The organism is Chryseobacterium sp. Leaf405 (assembly GCF_001425355.1).
Taxonomy (GTDB): Bacteria; Bacteroidota; Bacteroidia; order Flavobacteriales; family Weeksellaceae; genus Chryseobacterium.
Genome location: NZ_LMQN01000015.1, coordinates 341592 through 360254, shown reverse-complemented (window position 1 = coordinate 360254; position 18663 = coordinate 341592). Strand labels below are relative to the sequence as shown.

At 34.7% G+C, this 18663-nt stretch carries 15 protein-coding genes and 1 tRNA gene; 5 read left to right on the top strand and 11 right to left on the bottom strand.

Annotated features, from left to right (window positions below; translation table 11 throughout):
• Positions 1-26: 26 nt before the first annotated feature.
• Positions 27-1337, bottom strand: coding sequence for a ribosome biogenesis GTPase Der (gene der / locus ASG22_RS11410; RefSeq protein ID WP_055984336.1), 1311 nt, complete (start codon positions 1335-1337; stop codon positions 27-29).
• 241 nt (positions 1338-1578) lie between these two features.
• On the opposite strand from der, the gene ASG22_RS11405 reads away from it, so the two are divergent.
• A tRNA-Gln gene (locus ASG22_RS11405) sits at positions 1579-1649 on the top strand.
• Between the two features lie 147 nt (positions 1650-1796).
• Here the strand turns inward: ASG22_RS11405 and katG are convergent.
• Positions 1797-4076, bottom strand: coding sequence for a catalase/peroxidase HPI (gene katG, locus ASG22_RS11400; RefSeq protein WP_055984332.1), 2280 nt, complete (start codon positions 4074-4076; stop codon positions 1797-1799).
• Positions 4077-4409: 333 nt separating this feature from the next.
• On the opposite strand from katG, the gene ASG22_RS11395 reads away from it, so the two are divergent.
• The 4 genes from ASG22_RS11395 to murA all read left to right on the top strand — a co-directional run bounded on the left by ASG22_RS11395 (position 4410) and on the right by murA (position 7465).
• Positions 4410-4871 carry a heme-binding domain-containing protein gene (locus ASG22_RS11395; protein ID WP_055984329.1) on the top strand — a complete coding sequence of 154 codons (462 nt, stop codon included), beginning with the start codon at positions 4410-4412 and terminating at the stop codon, positions 4869-4871.
• Between the two features lie 10 nt (positions 4872-4881).
• Positions 4882-5295, top strand: a complete 414-nt coding sequence (locus ASG22_RS11390) for a thiol-disulfide oxidoreductase DCC family protein (RefSeq protein WP_055986781.1) — start codon at positions 4882-4884, stop codon at positions 5293-5295.
• 167 nt (positions 5296-5462) lie between these two features.
• A complete protein-coding gene (locus tag ASG22_RS11385) occupies positions 5463-6155 on the top strand; it encodes a DUF4290 domain-containing protein (protein ID WP_055984326.1) in 693 nt (230 codons plus the stop codon).
• Between the two features lie 2 nt (positions 6156-6157).
• Positions 6158-7465: a UDP-N-acetylglucosamine 1-carboxyvinyltransferase gene (gene murA, locus ASG22_RS11380; RefSeq protein WP_055984322.1), complete on the top strand. Its 1308-nt coding sequence runs from the start codon at positions 6158-6160 to the stop codon at positions 7463-7465.
• A 116-nt stretch (positions 7466-7581) separates the two neighbouring features.
• Here the strand turns inward: murA and ASG22_RS11375 are convergent, their stop codons facing one another.
• The 9 genes from ASG22_RS11375 to ASG22_RS11335 form a co-directional block, all read right to left on the bottom strand.
• Positions 7582-9657 carry a DUF2207 domain-containing protein gene (locus ASG22_RS11375; RefSeq protein ID WP_131726189.1) on the bottom strand — a complete coding sequence of 692 codons (2076 nt, stop codon included), beginning with the start codon at positions 9655-9657 and terminating at the stop codon, positions 7582-7584.
• Positions 9587-11494: a DUF2207 domain-containing protein gene (locus ASG22_RS11370; RefSeq protein ID WP_055984316.1), complete on the bottom strand. Its 1908-nt coding sequence runs from the start codon at positions 11492-11494 to the stop codon at positions 9587-9589. The genes ASG22_RS11375 and ASG22_RS11370 overlap by 71 nt, the downstream gene beginning before the upstream one ends.
• A gap of 3 nt (positions 11495-11497) precedes the next feature.
• The gene (locus ASG22_RS11365; RefSeq protein ID WP_055984314.1) at positions 11498-12052 is read right to left on the bottom strand and encodes a LemA family protein; all 555 of its coding nucleotides are present in this window, start codon (positions 12050-12052) and stop codon (positions 11498-11500) included.
• Between the two features lie 99 nt (positions 12053-12151).
• Positions 12152-12463, bottom strand: a complete 312-nt coding sequence (locus ASG22_RS11360) for an NIL domain-containing protein (RefSeq protein WP_055984311.1) — start codon at positions 12461-12463, stop codon at positions 12152-12154.
• A 214-nt stretch (positions 12464-12677) separates the two neighbouring features.
• Positions 12678-13334: a YiiX/YebB-like N1pC/P60 family cysteine hydrolase gene (locus ASG22_RS11355; protein ID WP_082505001.1), complete on the bottom strand. Its 657-nt coding sequence runs from the start codon at positions 13332-13334 to the stop codon at positions 12678-12680.
• A complete protein-coding gene (locus tag ASG22_RS11350; protein WP_055984307.1) occupies positions 13312-13767 on the bottom strand; it encodes a DUF1801 domain-containing protein in 456 nt (151 codons plus the stop codon). Before ASG22_RS11350 ends, ASG22_RS11355 begins: the two co-directional genes overlap by 23 nt.
• Positions 13768-14049: 282 nt before the next feature.
• Positions 14050-15474, bottom strand: a complete 1425-nt coding sequence (locus tag ASG22_RS11345; RefSeq protein ID WP_055984304.1) for a hypothetical protein — start codon at positions 15472-15474, stop codon at positions 14050-14052.
• Positions 15475-15482: 8 nt separating this feature from the next.
• Positions 15483-16664: a hypothetical protein gene (locus ASG22_RS11340; protein WP_055984301.1), complete on the bottom strand. Its 1182-nt coding sequence runs from the start codon at positions 16662-16664 to the stop codon at positions 15483-15485.
• Positions 16665-16788: 124 nt separating this feature from the next.
• Positions 16789-18528 carry a T9SS type A sorting domain-containing protein gene (locus ASG22_RS11335; protein ID WP_055984299.1) on the bottom strand — a complete coding sequence of 580 codons (1740 nt, stop codon included), beginning with the start codon at positions 18526-18528 and terminating at the stop codon, positions 16789-16791.
• Between the last annotated feature and the right edge of the window lie 135 nt (positions 18529-18663).

The window sequence follows — 18663 nt, the reverse complement described above, 5'->3', positions numbered from 1 at the left end:
TTAGAAAATCTAAAAGGGACTGTAATTTATTTTTGTCTGAAATATACTTCGATAGGAACTCCGGTAAATCCGAATTCTTTTCTCAATTGGTTTTCAGTAAATCTTTTGTAAGGTTCTTTTACGTATTGCGGTAAGTTGCAGAAGAATACAAACTGTGGTGACGGCGTTGGAAGCTGTACACAATATTTGATTTTAATGAATTTACCTTTGTTTGCCGGTGGTGGTGTTCTTTCGAAAATCGGCAACATGATTTCGTTTAGTTTTGAAGTTTTAATCTTCTTTTTACGATCTTCATAAACAAGCATTGCCATTTCAACAGCCTTCAAAATTCTCTGCTTCGTTAAAGCCGAAACAAACAAAATTGGAATATCACTGAACTGACCGATTTTATCTCTGATTGATTTTTCGAAATCTCTGATGGTATTGGTTTGTTTATCTTCAATAAGATCCCATTTGTTGATAATAATCACGATCCCTTTTCTGTTTTTCTGAGCCAGACCGAAGATATTCATGTCCTGAGATTCCCATCCTAACGTTGCATCTACCATGATAATGACAACATCAGAATATTCAATAGAACGGATAGAACGCATTACAGAATAGAATTCCAAATCTTCATTTACTTTAGATTTTCTTCTCATTCCCGCAGTATCTACTAACACAAACTCGTGTCCGAATTTGTTGTAAAGCGTTTGAATACTGTCTCTTGTCGTTCCTGCAACATCTGTTACAATATTTCTTTCAGCATCAAGCAAAGCATTCGTTAGTGTAGATTTCCCTACATTCGGACGACCTGCAATCGTAATTTTCGGCAATCCTTCGAAAGGGTCTTTATAATCTGTAGTTGGAAAATCTTTTACGATATCATCCAAAATTTCTCCCGTTCCAGATCCTGTAGCCGAAGAAAGAGTGTAATATTTATCAATTCCTAACTGATAGAATTCGGTAGCATCTACTTCTTCTTTAGCAGAATCTACTTTGTTGATGACAATATAAGTAGGTTTGTTTGATCTTCTTAACATTTCGTGGATTTCGTAATCCGTATCGGTAAGACCTTCTTCCACATTTAACATAAAAATGATTGATGTAGCTTCATCGATAGCCAACTGAACCTGCTTAGAAATTTCTCCCTGGAAAACATCATCATTATTTACATCGTAACCACCTGTATCAATTACCGTAAAATCTACTCCATTCCAGTCAGATTTTCCGTAATGACGGTCTCTGGTAACACCTGCCGTAGAATCTACGATAGCTTCTCTTCTTTCAAGTAAACGATTAAAAAGTGTGGATTTTCCTACGTTGGGGCGCCCAACGATTGCGACAATATTCGACATAAAAATGTTTAATAAAATAATTATTAATGGGTTTCTCCAACTTTTGGAGCCCAATTTTTTGCAAAGATAAGGTTTTATTATTTATAAATAGAAAGTTACCCTTTTGAGAAACACTTTTTAGAAAAATTAATGCTTTGTATATCAATACAATCAGGATTCTCAAAGGGAAATTTTCTCATTTTTTTTAAAATTGATTTTTTTAATAAAGAAAATTTTATAGATTTGCATCACCAAAAAATACAGACCTATAGTGTAACGGTAACACTCCGGTTTTTGGTACCGTCATTCGGGGTTCGAATCCCTGTGGGTCTACGAAAACCATCCTTTTTTAGGATGGTTTTTTTTATTTTAATCACTTAGCAATAAATATCATCTAGAATTTTTTTCCATATATAAATCACAAAAAACAAAAAGACAGTCATAACGACTGCCTTTTCCTTATATTATTTATGATAAAAATTAAACTAAATCAAATCGATCCAGATTCATTACTTTTACCCAAGCAGAAACAAAATCATTTATGAATTTCTCTTTTGCATCTGAACTTCCATATACTTCTGCAATGGCTCTAAGTTCAGAATTTGAACCAAAAACAAGATCCGCACGGGTTGCAGTCCATTTTTTCTCGCCTGTTTTTCTGTCTACCCCTTCATACAATTCCTGATCATTGGAAGCAGCTTTCCATTGTGTGCTCATATCTAAAAGATTTACGAAGAAATCATTGGTAAGAACTTCTGTATTTTGAGTAAAAACACCATGTTTTGAACCATCGAAATTAGTTCCTAACGCTCTCATCCCTCCAATTAAAACAGTTAATTCTGGAGCGGTAAGGGTCAATAATTGCGCTTTATCAATCAATAAAGATTCTGTAGAAACGGAATATTTTTTCTTCAGATAATTTCTGAATCCGTCGGCTGCAGGCTCAAGATACCCTGTAGATTCTACATCAGTTTGCTCCTGAGAAGCATCCATTCTTCCCGGAGCAAATGGTACAATGACCGTATATCCAGCATTTTTAGCTGCTTTTTCTACTGCTGCACTTCCCGCCAATACAATTAAATCTGCCAGCGAAACTTTTTTACCACCAGTCTGATTTTCATTAAAATCTTTCTGAATATTTTCTAATACGTTTAAAACTTTTTGAAGCTGTGTTGGATTATTCACCGCCCAGTATCTTTGTGGAGCCAGACGTATTCTCGCACCGTTAGCTCCTCCTCTCTTATCACTTCCTCTGAACGTAGAAGCCGATGCCCAAGCTGTTGAAACCAATTCTGAAATACTTAATCCGGAATCTAAAATTCTTGATTTTAAATCTTCAATATCAGAATTATTAATCAAAACATGATCTACTTCAGGAATTGGGTCTTGCCAGATTAATTCTTCCTGAGGAACATCCGGACCCAAATAACGGGCTTTCGGTCCCATATCCCTGTGTGTCAGTTTGTACCACGCTCGTGAGAAAGCATCAGCAAAAGCATCAGGGTTTTCATAAAAATGTCTTGAAATTTTTTCGTAAACCGGATCTAATCTTAGCGAAAGATCTGTTGTAAGCATTGTCGGTCTGTGTTTTTTTGAAGAATCAAAAGCATCAGGAATAATTTCCTGTCCGTTTTTTGCTACCCATTGATGAGCTCCGGCAGGACTTTTCGTTAATTCCCATTCATTCTCAAATAAGTTTTTAAAGAAAGAATTGCTCCATTCGGTCGGAGTTTCCGTCCAGGTTACTTCCAAACCACTAGAAATAGCATCTGTTCCTTTTCCTGATTTATAAGTACTATTCCATCCAAATCCCTGTGCCTCGATCCCTGCAGCTTCCGGTTCTTTTCCTACATGATCGGCAGGTCCTGCTCCATGAGTTTTTCCAAATGTGTGTCCTCCGGCAATTAGTGCAACTGTTTCTTCGTCATTCATAGCCATTCTTCCGAAAGTATCACGAATATCTTTTGCTGCTGCGATGGGATCAGGATTTCCGTCCGGTCCTTCAGGATTTACATAAATCAATCCCATTTGCACCGCTGCCAATGGTTTTTCCAGGTCTCTCGAATGTATATCTCCATCTGCATCATCATCTGTTGGGAGAACACCACGACTTTCTTCTACACCATCCGAACCGTGTCCATATCGTAAATCTCCTCCTAACCATGTTTTTTCCGCACCCCAATATACATCCATATCCGGTTCCCACACATCTTCACGACCTCCGGCGTAACCAAACGGCTTTAATCCCATGGATTCTAATGCTATATTTCCCGTCAAAATCAAAAGATCTGCCCAGGAAATTTTTCTACCATATTTTTGCTTAATCGGCCAAAGAAGCCTTCTCGCTTTATCTAAACTAACGTTATCAGGCCAACTGTTTAACGGTGCAAAACGCTGCTGTCCCGCTCCGGCTCCACCTCTTCCGTCGCCGACCCGATAGGTTCCTGCGCTGTGCCAAGCCATACGGATGAACAAAGGACCATAATGCCCGAAATCTGCCGGCCACCAATCCTGAGAATCGGTCATCAATGCACGAAGATCCTGTTTTACAGCTTCCAGATCGAGACTTTTAAACTCTTCGGCATAATTAAAATCTTTATCCATTGGATTTGAAAGATCGGAATGCTGACGAAGAATATCCACTCTCAGCTGATCTGGCCACCAATCCAGATTTTTTGTACCACCACCTGCTACATTTTCTTTTTTCATTGTTTCGTTGTGAAAAGGACATTTACTGATGTCACCTGAACTATTTTCCATATTGTTTAATTTTTTATGTTGATTTTATAGTTTGAATCTGTATTGAAAGCCAAATCTACAATTGTTATTAAATAAATACAATCTATCAAAAATATTTTTACAATAGTTAAAAACTATAATAAAGACATACCACATTTTTTACAAAACATTTATCTAAAAATAATAATACTGCAATTAAAACAATTAAATTTTATCTTAAATTAATTAAAAAATATTGACAACTATACATATTTAGAATTATTCAATACAGTTCTAGAGATTCACAAATATTAACTTTTTATGTATGAAAAATTTAATTAACTTTATCTATTCAGAAAACATGAAATTTCGGATATGAAAAAAATATTAGTCATTCTTCTTGTCGCTTTTATCATCATTCAGTTTTTCCCCATTGACAAAACGAATCCTGCACCCACGCCGGGAATGGATTTTTTAAGGATAAAAAACACCCCTCCTGAAATTGCAACATTGATTAATTCTTCATGCTACGACTGTCATTCCAATGAAACCAGATACCCTTGGTATGCCAATATTGCTCCGGCTTCATGGTTTCTGAAAAGTCATATTAATGATGGTAGAAAGCATCTCAATTTTTCTACCTTTGCTGTATATCAACCCAAACAACAACTTCATAAACTCGAAGAATGTATTGAAATGGTTGAGAAAAGGGAAATGCCTTTAGACTCCTATTTTTTAGGACATCAGGAAGCGAAACTGACCGATGAGCAAAGAAAAATATTAATTGATTATTTCAAAAGAGAGAAAGAAGAGACCATACGGAAAAATGTTTTTTAAAAATAAAATCATGCAGGAGAATTGGCAGAACAAACAGATTGTTTTTTTTGACGGAGATTGCGGAGTCTGCAATTTTTGGGTGCAGTGGATTTTGGAAAGAGATAAAAAAGATCAGTTCATGTTTGCTTCTCTTCAGTCGGAGTTTGGTCAGAAATTTTTATCTGAAAGAGGTTTGGAAACAACTGTTTTTAATACCATGTATCTTTGGAAACCTCAGCAATATTATTATGTGAAATCCAGTGCCGTTTTACAGATCGCCAATTTACTTGGAGGAATTTATAAAATTTCCCAGATCGGCAAACTTATTCCTAAATTTCTGAGTGATTCTGTGTACGATATTATTTCAAAAAACAGAATGAAACTGGCAAATCAGAAATGTTATTTACCGACACCTCATCAGAGAAAAAAATTCATTGATATTTAATTGATGGTAAATTTATTACGGTGATTTCTTAGTTTAAAAAAAATCAACATAACTGAAAATCATCGATTGCAAAACTTACCAAAATATTATTTCATTTTTCATTAAAAAATCATAAACTTTAAAGATTTTCGGTACAATTTTTCCATTATTGCATATATTTGCAGACTATGGAATACAATACCCAAAAAACTCAGCTTCATTTGCCTGAATACGGCAGAATTATACAACAGTTGGTTGAGCGTTGCAAGGAGCTTTCTACGAAAGAAGAAAGAAACGAAATGGCAATGGCAATCATTGATTTTATGGGTCAAAGAAACCCTCAGCTAAGAGACGAAGAAAATTATAAACATAAACTTTGGGATCATCTATATATTTTAGCCAATCATGAATTGGATGTAGATTCTCCCTACCCTTTCCCGACTAAAGAAGAGCTTGAAGAAAAACCTAAGAGAATGGAATATCCTAAACTTCAGGGTGATTTTAAATTCTACGGGAAAAGTATTCTTCAATTAATTGAAAAAGCAATCGAACTGGAACAAGGCGACGAAAAAGAAGCCCTGATCGAAGTAATTGCCAACAACATGAAGAAATCTTATAATGTATATAATAAGGAACACGTAACGGATGATGTGATTTTTCGTCATTTGAAGGAGCTTTCGGAAAACAGACTTGATCTTACAGGAATTGAATCACTTGAAAAAAGTAAAATCTATTACCCAACTAATAATAACAACCGAAATAACAGCAACAATAATAACAGGAATAGCAACAACCGAAATAACAACAATCCGTTAAATAAAAGAAGGCACAACAATAATAGCAACAGCAACAATAATCATAATAACAAAAACAGAAAGTAGACATGAGTGGAACATTTCAGATAAGAGGAGGGAAAAGACTGCAAGGTGAAATAACTCCACAAGGAGCAAAAAATGAAGCTCTACAAATCCTTTGTGCCGTATTATTAACTGACGAAGACGTTAGAATTAAAAATATTCCGGATATCCACGATGTTAATCGATTAATTGAAATTTTAGGGGACTTCGGTGTAAAAGTAACTAAGAACGGACACGGAGATTATACTTTCAAAGCTGATAAAGTTAATTTTGATTATATAAAATCAAACGAATTCAAAAAGGACGGTGCCAAACTGAGAGGTTCAATCATGTTGATGGGACCAATGTTGGCAAGATACGGTGAAGCCTATATGCCGACTCCGGGTGGTGACAAAATCGGAAGAAGAAGATTAGACACTCACTTTCAAGGATTGGTAGAATTAGGTGCCGAATTTCATTATGATGAGGAAGAATTCTTTTATTCGTTAAAAGCTAAAGAACTTAACGGTAAATTTATTTTATTGGAAGAAGCTTCTGTAACAGGAACAGCTAACATCGTAATGGCTGCCGCTTTAGCAAAAGGAAAAACAAGAATTTATAACGCAGCTTGCGAACCTTATCTTCAGCAATTGTGTAAAATGCTGAACAGAATGGGAGCTAATATTACGGGAATCGGTTCAAATTTATTAACCATCGAAGGTGTTTCTCATCTTCACGGAACTGAACATACAATGCTTCCGGACATGGTAGAAATCGGATCTTGGATTGGTCTTGCGGCGATGACAAAATCTGAAATTACCATTAAAAATGTAAACTGGAACCAATTGGGTGTTATTCCCAATACATTCAGAAAATTAGGAATTCAGCTTGAACAGAGTAATGATGATATTTTCATTCCGGCTCAGGAAAATTATACCATTCAGAAATTTATTGACGGATCTATTTTAACCATTTCCGATGCGCCCTGGCCAGGATTTACCCCGGATTTGTTATCTATTATTTTAGTGGTGGCAACTCAGGCAAAAGGAAGTCTTTTAATTCATCAGAAAATGTTTGAATCAAGATTATTCTTCGTAGATAAATTGATCGATATGGGCGCACAGATCATCTTGTGTGATCCACACAGAGCAACCGTTATCGGATTAAATCAGGAAGCTCCGCTAAGAGGAACAACAATGGTTTCACCTGATATCAGAGCCGGAAATGCACTTTTAATTGCAGCTCTTTCTGCAGAAGGAAAATCAATTATTCACAATATCGAACAGATCGACAGAGGTTACGAAAATATTGACGGAAGACTGAAAGCAATCGGTGCTGATATTGAAAGAATTTAGTACGAGAAATTAGATTTTAGAAGTTAGAAATTCGTATCATAACTTACTGTAAATCTTAACACATAAAAAAGCGTTCAATTAATTTTGAACGCTTTTTATTTTTTATTGAGTCACGGTTACCAACCGCCACCGCCGCCGCCACCGCCGCCATCTCCGGATGATCCTCCGCCGGAAGAACCGCTGGAATCTGATCCACCAGAATAAGATGATGAACTACTACTTGATGAAGATTCCGATGATGATGAAGAAAAGCTACTCGCAGGAACTACTGTAGTTTCATTCAACGTATTGGTAAAAGAATTGGCAAAACTGTTATCAAAATAATTCGGAACATATACGTAGGGCTCAGCAGAATCTATCGTTTCCTGCAATTTATCCCTGAATCTTTTGCCCCAGATTCCGTCAACTCCGAATACGATTGCATACGGAAGAAATTTCTCATATACCGCAGAAGTCATCTCCGGCGGATTATGGAATTTTAACTGATTTTCTTCAGCAACACTTAAATACATTTTGAAACCTTCAATCTCAGATTGCATTTTAACTTTTTCTTCGCTTGATCTGCTTATAAAATATCTAAAAATCAACAATGAAATCGTTGAAAAAATCAAAAACTTAAAACAGTTTGATTCAAAAGAAGTTATTTCGTCTGTTTCTGCAAAGGCCATGAAAAACAAAGGCAACATAAATACCGACGAGAAAAAGAGTACAACAAAAAATATAACTTTGCTTCCGTCTTCCCAAATAAAGACCAATAAAGCAATGAAGAGACCGGCAAATAGAGTAAAGATAACCGACATTGCCAGGGCTTTATAGCTCAAAGTAACAATAGAATTTATAATAATTGCCGAAAAAAAGATCAGAAGAATTAATTTCAAAGCTTTATAAACAATGTTTTTATTGGAAATTTTTTCAACAAAAATCTTATTTTCTTTCGTAATAAATTTTTCAAAATTGTTAACTGCATTTTTAATTTTGGAATTATAAGTTCCGTTTACAGAAATTTTCTTTTGTTTTCCAAAAAGTTTTTCCAAAAGCAATTTTTCATCATCCTGTACAGTATTATTGCTTGAGCTTAATTTTGTCAAATCGAATATTCTTGATAGAAAAGATTCCTTTGTATTTTTCACTTCTTCAATTTCCACATAACCTTTAATGGAAAGATCCACAAGATTTGCCGTCACCAAACTTGCATCAAATTTACCTTTGTCGATATATCCAATCGATGCAGGCGAAAGATTATTCGGCGCATTAAATTGAGGAATTACAACAGGTTTTTCAGGATCTTTTCCATATTTTCTCCAGTTATTATAATAGAAAAATATCAGGTAAAAACTCATCATCACCAAAGAAAGACTTGGCCAGTTTCTTTTCATCCATTTCGAAAAAACTGAAGGTTCTTTTAAAACTCCGGCTTTAAATCCGACCGCAATCGTTAGATTTTCATACGCATTTAAATGATCAGCCTTAAAAGTAATTTCCGTTGAAGATAGTTTTTCGCTATTACAATTTCGTTCTTTACTTCCATGAACACCCGTATAACAGGAGTTTTGAATAATATCTGCATTCTTTGGCAAATGAATTGTCGCTTGGATACTTTCTACAGGAAACGTCCAATCTGTTCCGTTTACATTCCAGTAAAATTCATCGTAACCTTTAAACTTACCAATCTGATCCTGCGTTTTATACACAATTTTGTAAGTATAAATACCTGGTGAAAGATAAGCATCTTTATCTCCGATATAAACTGTAAAAATTCCGTTTTTGATTTCTTCGTGATAAGGTTCTTTTATTCTATCTCTTTCAACAGAAATAATATTGTAGGAAATTTTTTCTTTTCCACCGTTAATATTTCTTACCATTGGCAATGCACGAAAAATCCCTCTTTTGATTGCATTTCCATTGGCAAAAACCTTAATAGTTTCTGTGACGGTAACATCTGCATTTTCGGCAATAGTAATATCGGAGTGAAAAGAAATAATCCTTTCACCCTGAATATTTGTTTGATTTTCATCAGCAACATTTTCTATAACAGGCAAATCCATAACTGGTTCCTGTGCAAAGACAATAAAACAGAAGAAAAGAGCAAAGACTTGTATAATATTTCTCATATATACTATTTTACCAGCCTCCGCCTCCGCCACCTCCGCCACCTCCGCCGGAGAATCCACCACCACCTGAACCCGAGCCACTGCTTGAACTTGATGGTTGTGTTGAAGATGTTTGAATTGAATTGGTAAGACTTGAATTTAAAGCACTCGCAAAAGCAAACTGATTGATTGATGAACCGTAATACCAATTATTGTTGTATTCCATTGCCATTTGTTTCATGATCTGTTCAAATTTTTCACCCCAAATGGCATCAACTCCCAAAACCATTGCAAAAGGAAGCAATGTTTCGAAAACCTTCGGTGTCATTTGAGGGGGATTATGAAACTTAATCTGTTCATTTTCTGCCGCTCCCATATACATTTTGAAGCCGTCGATTAAAGATATTTTCCTTAATTTTTCTTCACTTGGTCTTTTAATTAAGAACTGATAAATTATCAATGATATAAAAGCCAACGCAATGAAAATATAACAAATGCTGAAATTAATATCTTCCGTCACATCATGACCAATCGTTATCATTCCGCTCAATACAATAAAAACAATAACCGGAAACGGAATAAAAAGCCACGAAAGCTTCTTGGCTACAAACGTAAATATGATGAATGCCACAAAAAGTACAATATACAGAAAACCACCGATCACCACCTTTTCTGGTTCAGGATAGATCATATAGCTTAAAACTAATCCAACAATATAAAGGATGGTGATCAAGAAAAACGGAAGCAGAAGTTTCTTTCTGTTGTTCCCTTCATTCAATAATGTATTGTGCTGAAATTCGAGAGCAGATTTAAAATCACTTACTGCATTTTTAATTTTTTCGCTGTATTTCCCATCAAATTTCACAGAAGATGCACTTCCTAACAAAGTATTCATCAGGTTAATCTCCTCTTTTGGCAAAAGCTGATCCGGTTCTTTTAATTTCTGAACAGTAAAAACTTTAGAACTGAAAAAACCTAAAATTCCAGAATCTTCACCTTCCACTATTTTCACATATCCTTTTACAGCAAGATTGACTAATGCTGCCGTAACGAGATTATTTTTAAAACTTTCTCTTTTAATATAGCCCAAAGAAGCGGGAGAAAGATTATCAGGAACATTAAACTGCGGATAAACAACCGGAGTTTCAGGATCTACACCATATTTCCTCCAAGTCTGATAGTAGTACAGTAATAATCCGATGAAAATGATGGATGCTACAATTAAAATTCCGAATTTCTCTATGAAACTCGGTGGCGGTGGCGGAATCATAATTCCTTTTTTGAAACCTACAGCTATCGTTAAATTTTCGTTTGCCCGAAGATTTGAGACGCTCCATTCTATAGAATTATCCGATAAAACTTTAGAAGAACAATTCTTTTCAGTACTGCCGGAAACTCCTGTATAACAAGAATTTTGGAGAATATCAGCACCGGCGGGAAGAGTAACCGTAGCGGAAATAGAATCTACGGCAAAATTCCAGTTATTACCATTAACATTCCAATACAGTTCGTCATATTTATTAAAGAACCCGATTTGGTTTTTTGTTGCATATTTAATTTCGTAATTATAATCGCCGGGATCAAGAATTACATCTTCATTTCCAAGATAGATTTCTAGAAAATCACCATCGATTTTGGTATGATAATTCTCATCAGCGCCATCTTTTTTAATGGAAATAATATCATACGCTACCCTTTGCTTTTTGTTATTAAGATTTCTTGTAAGCAGCAGCGCACGGTAAATTCCTCTCTTAATCTCGTTTCCAAGACTGTGAACTTTTATTTTTTCTGTAACGGTAATTCCTGAGTTTTTATTAACATCAATATCGGAATGAAAAGAAATAATTCTTTCCGAATTATTATCTGTGTAACTCGAATCTGACTGAGAAAAACCGAAAACAAAAAATAAAAGACAAAAAAGCAATAAACACTTTTTCATTTTTTAAAATTTAACAGTTGGAACTTCTCTTTCTGCAACATTTTCCAATTCGAAGAACGGCGATTTCTCGAATTTATACATATTAGCGATAATGTTGCTTGGGAAATATTCTACCAACGTATTGTTTTCACGAACGGTTCCGTTGTAATATCTTCTGGATTTTTCAATGTCATTTTCAATGGAAGTCAGTTCCGATTGTAGTTGTTGGAAATTTGCATTCGCTTTCAAATCAGGATACTGTTCTGCCACTGCAAATAAATTCATCATTGCCTGATTCAGATTTTTTTCTGCTGCTTCTTTAGTTTCAACAGAATTGGCTCCGACAGCAAGATTTCTTGCTTTTGTTACATTTTCCAATGTTTCACGTTCGTGGGTTGCATATCCTTTTACTGTTTCCACCAAATTCGGAATTAAATCATGACGTTTTTTAAGCATAACATCAATGCTGCTCCAAGCTTCCTGAACGAGATTTCTAAGTTTCACCAATCTGTTATAAATGGAAACGCCATACAATAAAAAGATCACAACAAGTGCAATAACAATAAGTAAGATTATCATAGTTTAAATTTTATTAAAAATAAGTCTTTTTTCCACACATAATGAAAAAAGGATGCCTAAATCAGACATCCTTTGTAATTAAAACTATATGAACCTCACCTATGTGTATTTTCTGCAGATATATTCTACAGTTGTACTCAAAAGTTTATTTTTATTCAGATAAAATTCCAATTGCTCAAAATCCTCTGAACTTATATTTATATATAACTGAACCGACCCGAAACTACGTCCGTTCATGTATTCAACGTTTGCTGATAACACTTTGTGGCAAATTCCAAACTGCATATAAATGGTATTCATTAAGCTTTCAAACTTCATTTTTCCATTTAATTCTATTTCCAGTATCAATTCTTTTTTTGGCAGGCTGATGTTGTTTTGTAAAACCTGCAGGTTTGGATTTGGTGTTATCATAACAAAACTTCTGTTTGGGTTAAATACTAATATTCATTGCTCTGTGCGTTAAATCTTTGACAAAAATATAAAAAATTATTAGTCCACCAAATTAGTAGAGTAATAATTTTTAGTTTTATTTGAAAATTTTTAAATAAGCTGAAATTTTCGGTACAATGCCTGAGTTTATTGCAAAAAAAACGGACTAAAAGCCCGCTTCAAGTGATATGAATATTTATTTCATTTCTTTAATTCTTTCCAGCTTGTCGGAAGCAGCTAATCCGTTTGGATTACAACCCAATTCTCCTTCAGGAACTTTGAGGTTTTTCTTTGCATAAAATTGTTCCCAGAATTCATTAGTTTTCCCTATTTTCGGATCAATGAAAGTCATCGGTTCTAATTTGAAAATTTGATCTTTTCTGAAAGCCCTTTCGATAAAATCTGAACAGTAATAGGAATTTTCATCTAAAATATAATTGAAATTGTAAGGTTTTCCAGTCATTGATTCAGCTTTTGAAATCGCATTAGGAATTGAATTCTGATATTCAGGTTTTAAACGGTAAACAATAACTTTCTGTCCGTCATTCGCATGATCTTTCAGAAAATTTTCAACTTTTTGTTTCTGTGAACCACCTTTGGGTGCAGCATGTAAAACGAAAGTTCCGTTTTTATCTTTTTGTAAAATTCCGATATGATCGAAAGAAGCATTTTTCTGTTTTTGAGTCACATTATTGATAGCGCCCGAAAGTCCGGTTTCTTTTGCCGTAACGAATAATAAATCTCCATTTTTTAATCCTGAAACTGCAGAATTTTTACAGCCAATTATTAAATTTAAAATAAAAACAACTGCGAAAATTCTTAGAAGCACATTATTTTTTAAGACTATTCTCATAACAGTTAATCCAATCTTGTACAGTCATTTTTTTGCTCACCTCAGCCAATAATTCCAGCGGAATATCATCCATTTTCTTGAAACGGACGCACGATTTTCCCATGTCTAATTTCCTTTTTGAATGCTTTGGATATTCTGTCACAAACCAGTCTAACAATTCCGGATTTGCATACATTCCCATGTGATAAAAAGCAATGAAATTTTTCTGCGAAGCCAATGCCATAAACGGAAGCGGACTTTCCGGTGTACAATGATATCCCGCCGGATACGTCTCCAGTGGAATTGCCCATCCGATCATCCCATAATTCATTCCTTGCTTAAAACCTTTTGGTAAGTTATCATTAATTGCATCAAATACTCTTTTGAAAATCTCCTGTCTTTCTTCAGGAATTTTTGAGATATACTCGTCTACAGAATCTGCCGGAATTTGCATTTAATTTAGTTTTAATAATTATTCAAATTAACAAAATTTTAATGAAAATCATTTTTAAATCAAGTCAAAAAAAAAAAAAAAAAATCAGCCTCACAAAATGTAAGACTGATTTGATTTTTATATAATCCACGCATTGTGCATTTTGAAAAATTTTAATGTTAGATACGTCAATTCGAAGAATAGATCTGCCTTCAAAATTACAAACTTCTCGATACGATTTTTTTCAAAAACCTACTCGAAGTGACGAAAATACATCAAAATGCACAACGGGTATAATACTCATTATTTTACAAAATTGTAAACATTAATCATCTGAACATCTTTACCGTTTTTTTGTAAGAACAGTAATTTATTCACATTAGGAACAAACTGGATTAAATTTCCGTCCGTAAATCCATAGTTCATAAAGAAATTTTTCCCTTTGTAATCTAATGTTAATTCTCTCGGAGCCAATCCGCCAAAATCAAAAGCTTTCATTGAAAACCCTGTATTTCCGAACGCTCCTTTTGGATAAAATGATGATACATACAAATTATCACCCGATTCGATTACCTGAATTCTTCTTCCCAAAGGATTGCTACCAAGCGGAACGAACTGCTTTACTTCACCTTCTTTATTGAATTTCATCAACACTCCGACATCCAATTTGTACACAGGATCAGGAAAACGGTTCATTGCTGTAGGCAACGGTCTCGTAATAGTTTCCTGCTGAACAGCCATTAAAACCTCATCATTTTTAACGATTGTTTTAATTACTTTCACATCGCTCATATCTTTAGCTCCTGCCAAATTTGTAGTGCTGATAACGTCTTTTCCAGTTTTAATATCATAAAACATTACCGTTCCGAAAGTACTTCCTGCTAAAGTAACCGCCTGATTTTTTCTTCCGAAAGCAACCAGATAATCGTTATCATTTTTGCTGATAGCATACAATTTTTCAGGAATATATTTGTCGTCAAACGGAAGATCTTTGTCTTCTGTATTAGAAACCAATTCTATTTTATAAGACTCTTTCCAGCCCGCAGCTTTACGAAGCAAGACGATTTTTCCTGAGTTTGTTAATGTTAAAGATTTTTCAACATAATCGCTGCTCAACGAGATTTCTTTGCTCCAAACCGGAGAAAGTGATCTCAAATCAATCACCAAAGCATCATTGATGTTATTGGTTTTCTTATTCGCATATCTGTCGTTGAAAACCGCTGCATATTTTCCATTTTCAGAGAAAACTACATACGTTGTTCCCGATTTATTGGTAGATTCAATCGTATATTTTGCAATACTTTTTGTGGTGAAAGCACCTTCTTTTTTACTGAAAACGTGCTGAAAAACCTCTTTTCTATTTTCTTTCCCGAAATATTCTTCTGTAAAAGCTACAAATTTATCGTCATCAATCTGTTGAGATCCTAAATAATTGTGCAGAACTCCGTTTGTTTTGTTTGCGTAATCTTTAGTATAGGTATCCAACAAACTTCCGTTTTGATCAAGCTTTCTGATCAATAATTTTTTGTGAGGAAAGACATTTCTCATCAGCCCGTCGATATTGATCGCGCTGAACATATAAGAATTGTAATCATCTGCCAAAACCAGTTTTTCATCTTTTTCAAGATTGTCATCGGTGGTAAATTTTGTTCCTTCCACTATTTTTGTCTGTGCAAAAGTGCATACCGAAGCGGTAATTAATGCCGAAGCAATAATCTGTTTAATCATAATATTTCTTAGTTATTGTAAATTTTTTCTTCTAATTTCTTCAATTCAAGGTTGGCATCGTAGGATAATTTAATATCTACTAAATGCTCCTGCAATTCATTCAGATATTTTTCTGCTTCCTTATAATTTCCGAATGCTACATTTAATCTTATCAGGTTAAAATAAAGATATTCACCGATTTTTTGGTTGTACAATGCTTTTTTATCGTTGTAATCTACCTTTGTTAAAGCCGATTTCCACAAATCAATTCCCTTCTGCATATTTTCCATCGCTACTTTGTTGGGCTCGTAATCTGATTTTGCCTGAAGTTTTTTAAGATTTGTCGTTACATAGATGTATGCTTTTTCCAAATCGTCGTAGTCTCCTTTATTTTTTACCGTTTCCAACTTGACTGTAGAATTTATAGTCTGATATCCGAAATGATCATTAATGATATTTCTTGTACGATCCATCGTTCTCTGCAAATAATTTTTTTCGTGGTAGTTAAGATTAAGCTCATTAGTCGGAACACTTGCTATTTCAGCAAAATCTGAGAAATAAGTTTCATCTAATTTTACGGCTCCATTTTGTTTTCCGATAATTCTCACCGGCTGATTGGCAAAAGTTTTTCCCTGATTATCCTGAAAGTTCGTTCTTTCCATTTCAACCACAACATCAAGATAGTTACCGGTTTTTGAAAAATCGGCAACATCCATCTGTGAAGCAAGAATTTTATTATCAACAATCAAAGCATCTCTAAGATCCGGCTGTCTGTAGATCGGCATCGGCGGAATATTTAGAACAGGTCTTGATGGCAATCTCAATATCGGCGCACCATTTACAGCGGCAATTTTTTCCACAGCGGATAATTTATTGTATTCTGCTGATTCTAATTTAAATTTTTCCTGAAGCTTTTTCACTTCGGCTTCATAATCTTTTAATCTTTCCTGATGCTCAATTTTTGCAGTTTCTACATTGGTCTGATAATTATCAACCAATCTCTGATGATCTTCTTTTGATATTCTCAACACATCATCTTTTGTAATATTGTAAGGAGATTTTACAGTAATCGTATAATTTCTGTTCGCAAGATCCGTCGCAAAAACAGGTTCTTTCAACAACTGAAAACTGATCGTTTCTTTATCAATTCGCTGAGCATATATACATTGAGAAAATACTACAATAGAAAAGAATAGATTTAATTTCTTCATATATTTTATATTTTGACGCAAAAATATGATAATTTATCACAAAATACTGTACCACATTTTCAAACAAAAAAAGACAGCTATACTTTTCATACAGCTGTCTCGTTGTAAATTATTAAATCTGAAATTATTTTTTAATTGCTTTCACAGTAAACTGCGTTCCGTCTTTCATTTTAAGAGTAACCAAGTAAAGACCTGCATTCAAGAAACTTAAATTAATCTCTTTTGATGGATTATCAATTGTTCTTACCGCTCTTCCTGAAACGTCACTTATGGTAACTGATGTCACTTTTTCAATTTCAGAAATAGATAATACGTCTCTAAAAGGATTTGGGTACACAGATAGTTTTCTCTTATTAGCATCTACTTCTGAAGTACTTAAGTTAGCCGTTTCCCAATACACATCATCCCAATAATAAGATTTACTGTCATTAGCACATCTTATTGCCAATCTTGCACCGGCAGGAACGGTATTTGGAACTGCAACCGTATATTCAGAACCGGCAGCTGTATAACTTGTATTTGTAATCGATAAAGCCTGAATAGCCACAAACGTACTTGCATCCGCAGTATTTGTTACATATCCAACCGTTAAAGTACCCGGAGCTCCCGAACTTACTCTTGCTTTTAATCTTAGTTGATTATTTCCTGCATTAATATTACTGAATACCGGAAGCACAACATAAGTTGGTGTATTGGATGCAGAATTAAACTGATAAATATTTCTTGTTCCCGAAGCAGGAGTTGTAGAAGTAATCGTTTGCGAACCAGTTCCTGCCAATCTTACCCAACAATCAGGAACTACATTTCCTGTACTGTAAGAATCGAAGTTTTCAAACAATGAAGTTACCGCACCACATGCAGTTTTGAAAGTTCCTGAGAACGACCATACACTTTGGCTTGTTGCAGAGCTACAATTTGTTCTTACCCAATAATAATAATTGGTATTAGCATTAAGACCCGGAATTGTTGTAGAAGTCCCTGAAATTCCCGTCAGGTTCGGAGTTGAACTTGCAGTAGGAGGAGTATTTGTTGTACTGTAATATACATCATAACTCACTGCCTGAGTTCCTGCCGGAACTGTCCATGAAATTGCTGCCGTACTCGCAGTTAGCGTGCCTACTGGCTGTAAAGTAGGCGCTACACAATCTGTATAAGCATCTGCTGAAAATGCAAAAACATTGGTATATCCCTGAGTCGAAGAAGTTTTTGTAACCGAAACACTTTGAATTGGTTTCGCTTGATTAGCAGCATCAATGGTTAATAAAATCTGGTATAATCTCGGATTGGTTCCGTTTCCTGACTCTAACGTATCATTCGTCCTGTTGATCCTTCCGAATCCCTGAACAGCAAAACCTGTTGCACCGTACCAGTCTGCAACTGCCACTCCTGTAAATGTCTGAGAAGTATTATCCGTAAAATTTACTGTTACCGAAGTTGTCGAAGCACCACTTCCGCTTGTTGCAAGCATATACAACTTAAAAGCAGGTATAGGAGTTGAAAACACTACAGTTCCCGTATCGTTTTGGTTTGAAAGTTTTAATGAATTATTGTTATTATAATTCGCCAACTTATACGTTAATCCCGGTGTCGTTGCCACAACTGTTGTTATCAAACCGTCGGTCGGCAAACCATAACTTAAAGGCGTACTTCCCGAATTTACCTGAAAATCTCTTGATACAAATGCAAATGAAACACCATCAACATCGCTGGTTGTAGAAATTGCTGAAGATCCTACTCCATTAGCAATTACATCTGCCGTAAAACCGGACTGAACAGGCATTACCTGATAATTTTGAGCCATCATCGTAGAGGCATAAAATAGAGCTACCGCATTAACAGCTCCAAAAAGTAGTTTTAATTTCATATTTACTAGTTATTATGCCTGTAAATTTATAAAAAAAACAATATAAAAAAGATTTTAACATAACTTTTATATAAAAAATATCAATAATCCATAAAATTAAGCAATTAAAAAATCAATTCAAATATTAATTATCAA

Bases quoted from the DNA above. Each gene is read 5' to 3' on its own strand.
- ASG22_RS11350 (WP_055984307.1), bottom strand. From the start codon at position 13,767: ATGCAAATTCCGGCAGATTCTGTAGACGAGTATATCTCAAAAATTCCT.
- ASG22_RS11360 (WP_055984311.1), bottom strand. From the start codon at position 12,463: ATGATAACACCAAATCCAAACCTGCAGGTTTTACAAAACAACATCAGC.
- katG (WP_055984332.1), bottom strand. From the start codon at position 4,076: ATGGAAAATAGTTCAGGTGACATCAGTAAATGTCCTTTTCACAACGAA.
- murA (WP_055984322.1), top strand. From the start codon at position 6,158: ATGAGTGGAACATTTCAGATAAGAGGAGGGAAAAGACTGCAAGGTGAA.
- ASG22_RS11335 (WP_055984299.1), bottom strand. From the start codon at position 18,528: ATGAAATTAAAACTACTTTTTGGAGCTGTTAATGCGGTAGCTCTATTT.
- ASG22_RS11340 (WP_055984301.1), bottom strand. From the start codon at position 16,664: ATGAAGAAATTAAATCTATTCTTTTCTATTGTAGTATTTTCTCAATGT.
- ASG22_RS11370 (WP_055984316.1), bottom strand. From the start codon at position 11,494: ATGAAAAAGTGTTTATTGCTTTTTTGTCTTTTATTTTTTGTTTTCGGT.
- ASG22_RS11385 (WP_055984326.1), top strand. From the start codon at position 5,463: ATGGAATACAATACCCAAAAAACTCAGCTTCATTTGCCTGAATACGGC.
- ASG22_RS11365 (WP_055984314.1), bottom strand. From the start codon at position 12,052: ATGATAATCTTACTTATTGTTATTGCACTTGTTGTGATCTTTTTATTG.
- der (WP_055984336.1), bottom strand. From the start codon at position 1,337: ATGTCGAATATTGTCGCAATCGTTGGGCGCCCCAACGTAGGAAAATCC.
- ASG22_RS11390 (WP_055986781.1), top strand. From the start codon at position 4,882: ATGCAGGAGAATTGGCAGAACAAACAGATTGTTTTTTTTGACGGAGAT.
- ASG22_RS11345 (WP_055984304.1), bottom strand. From the start codon at position 15,474: ATGATTAAACAGATTATTGCTTCGGCATTAATTACCGCTTCGGTATGC.
- ASG22_RS11395 (WP_055984329.1), top strand. From the start codon at position 4,410: ATGAAAAAAATATTAGTCATTCTTCTTGTCGCTTTTATCATCATTCAG.
- ASG22_RS11355 (WP_082505001.1), bottom strand. From the start codon at position 13,334: ATGAGAATAGTCTTAAAAAATAATGTGCTTCTAAGAATTTTCGCAGTT.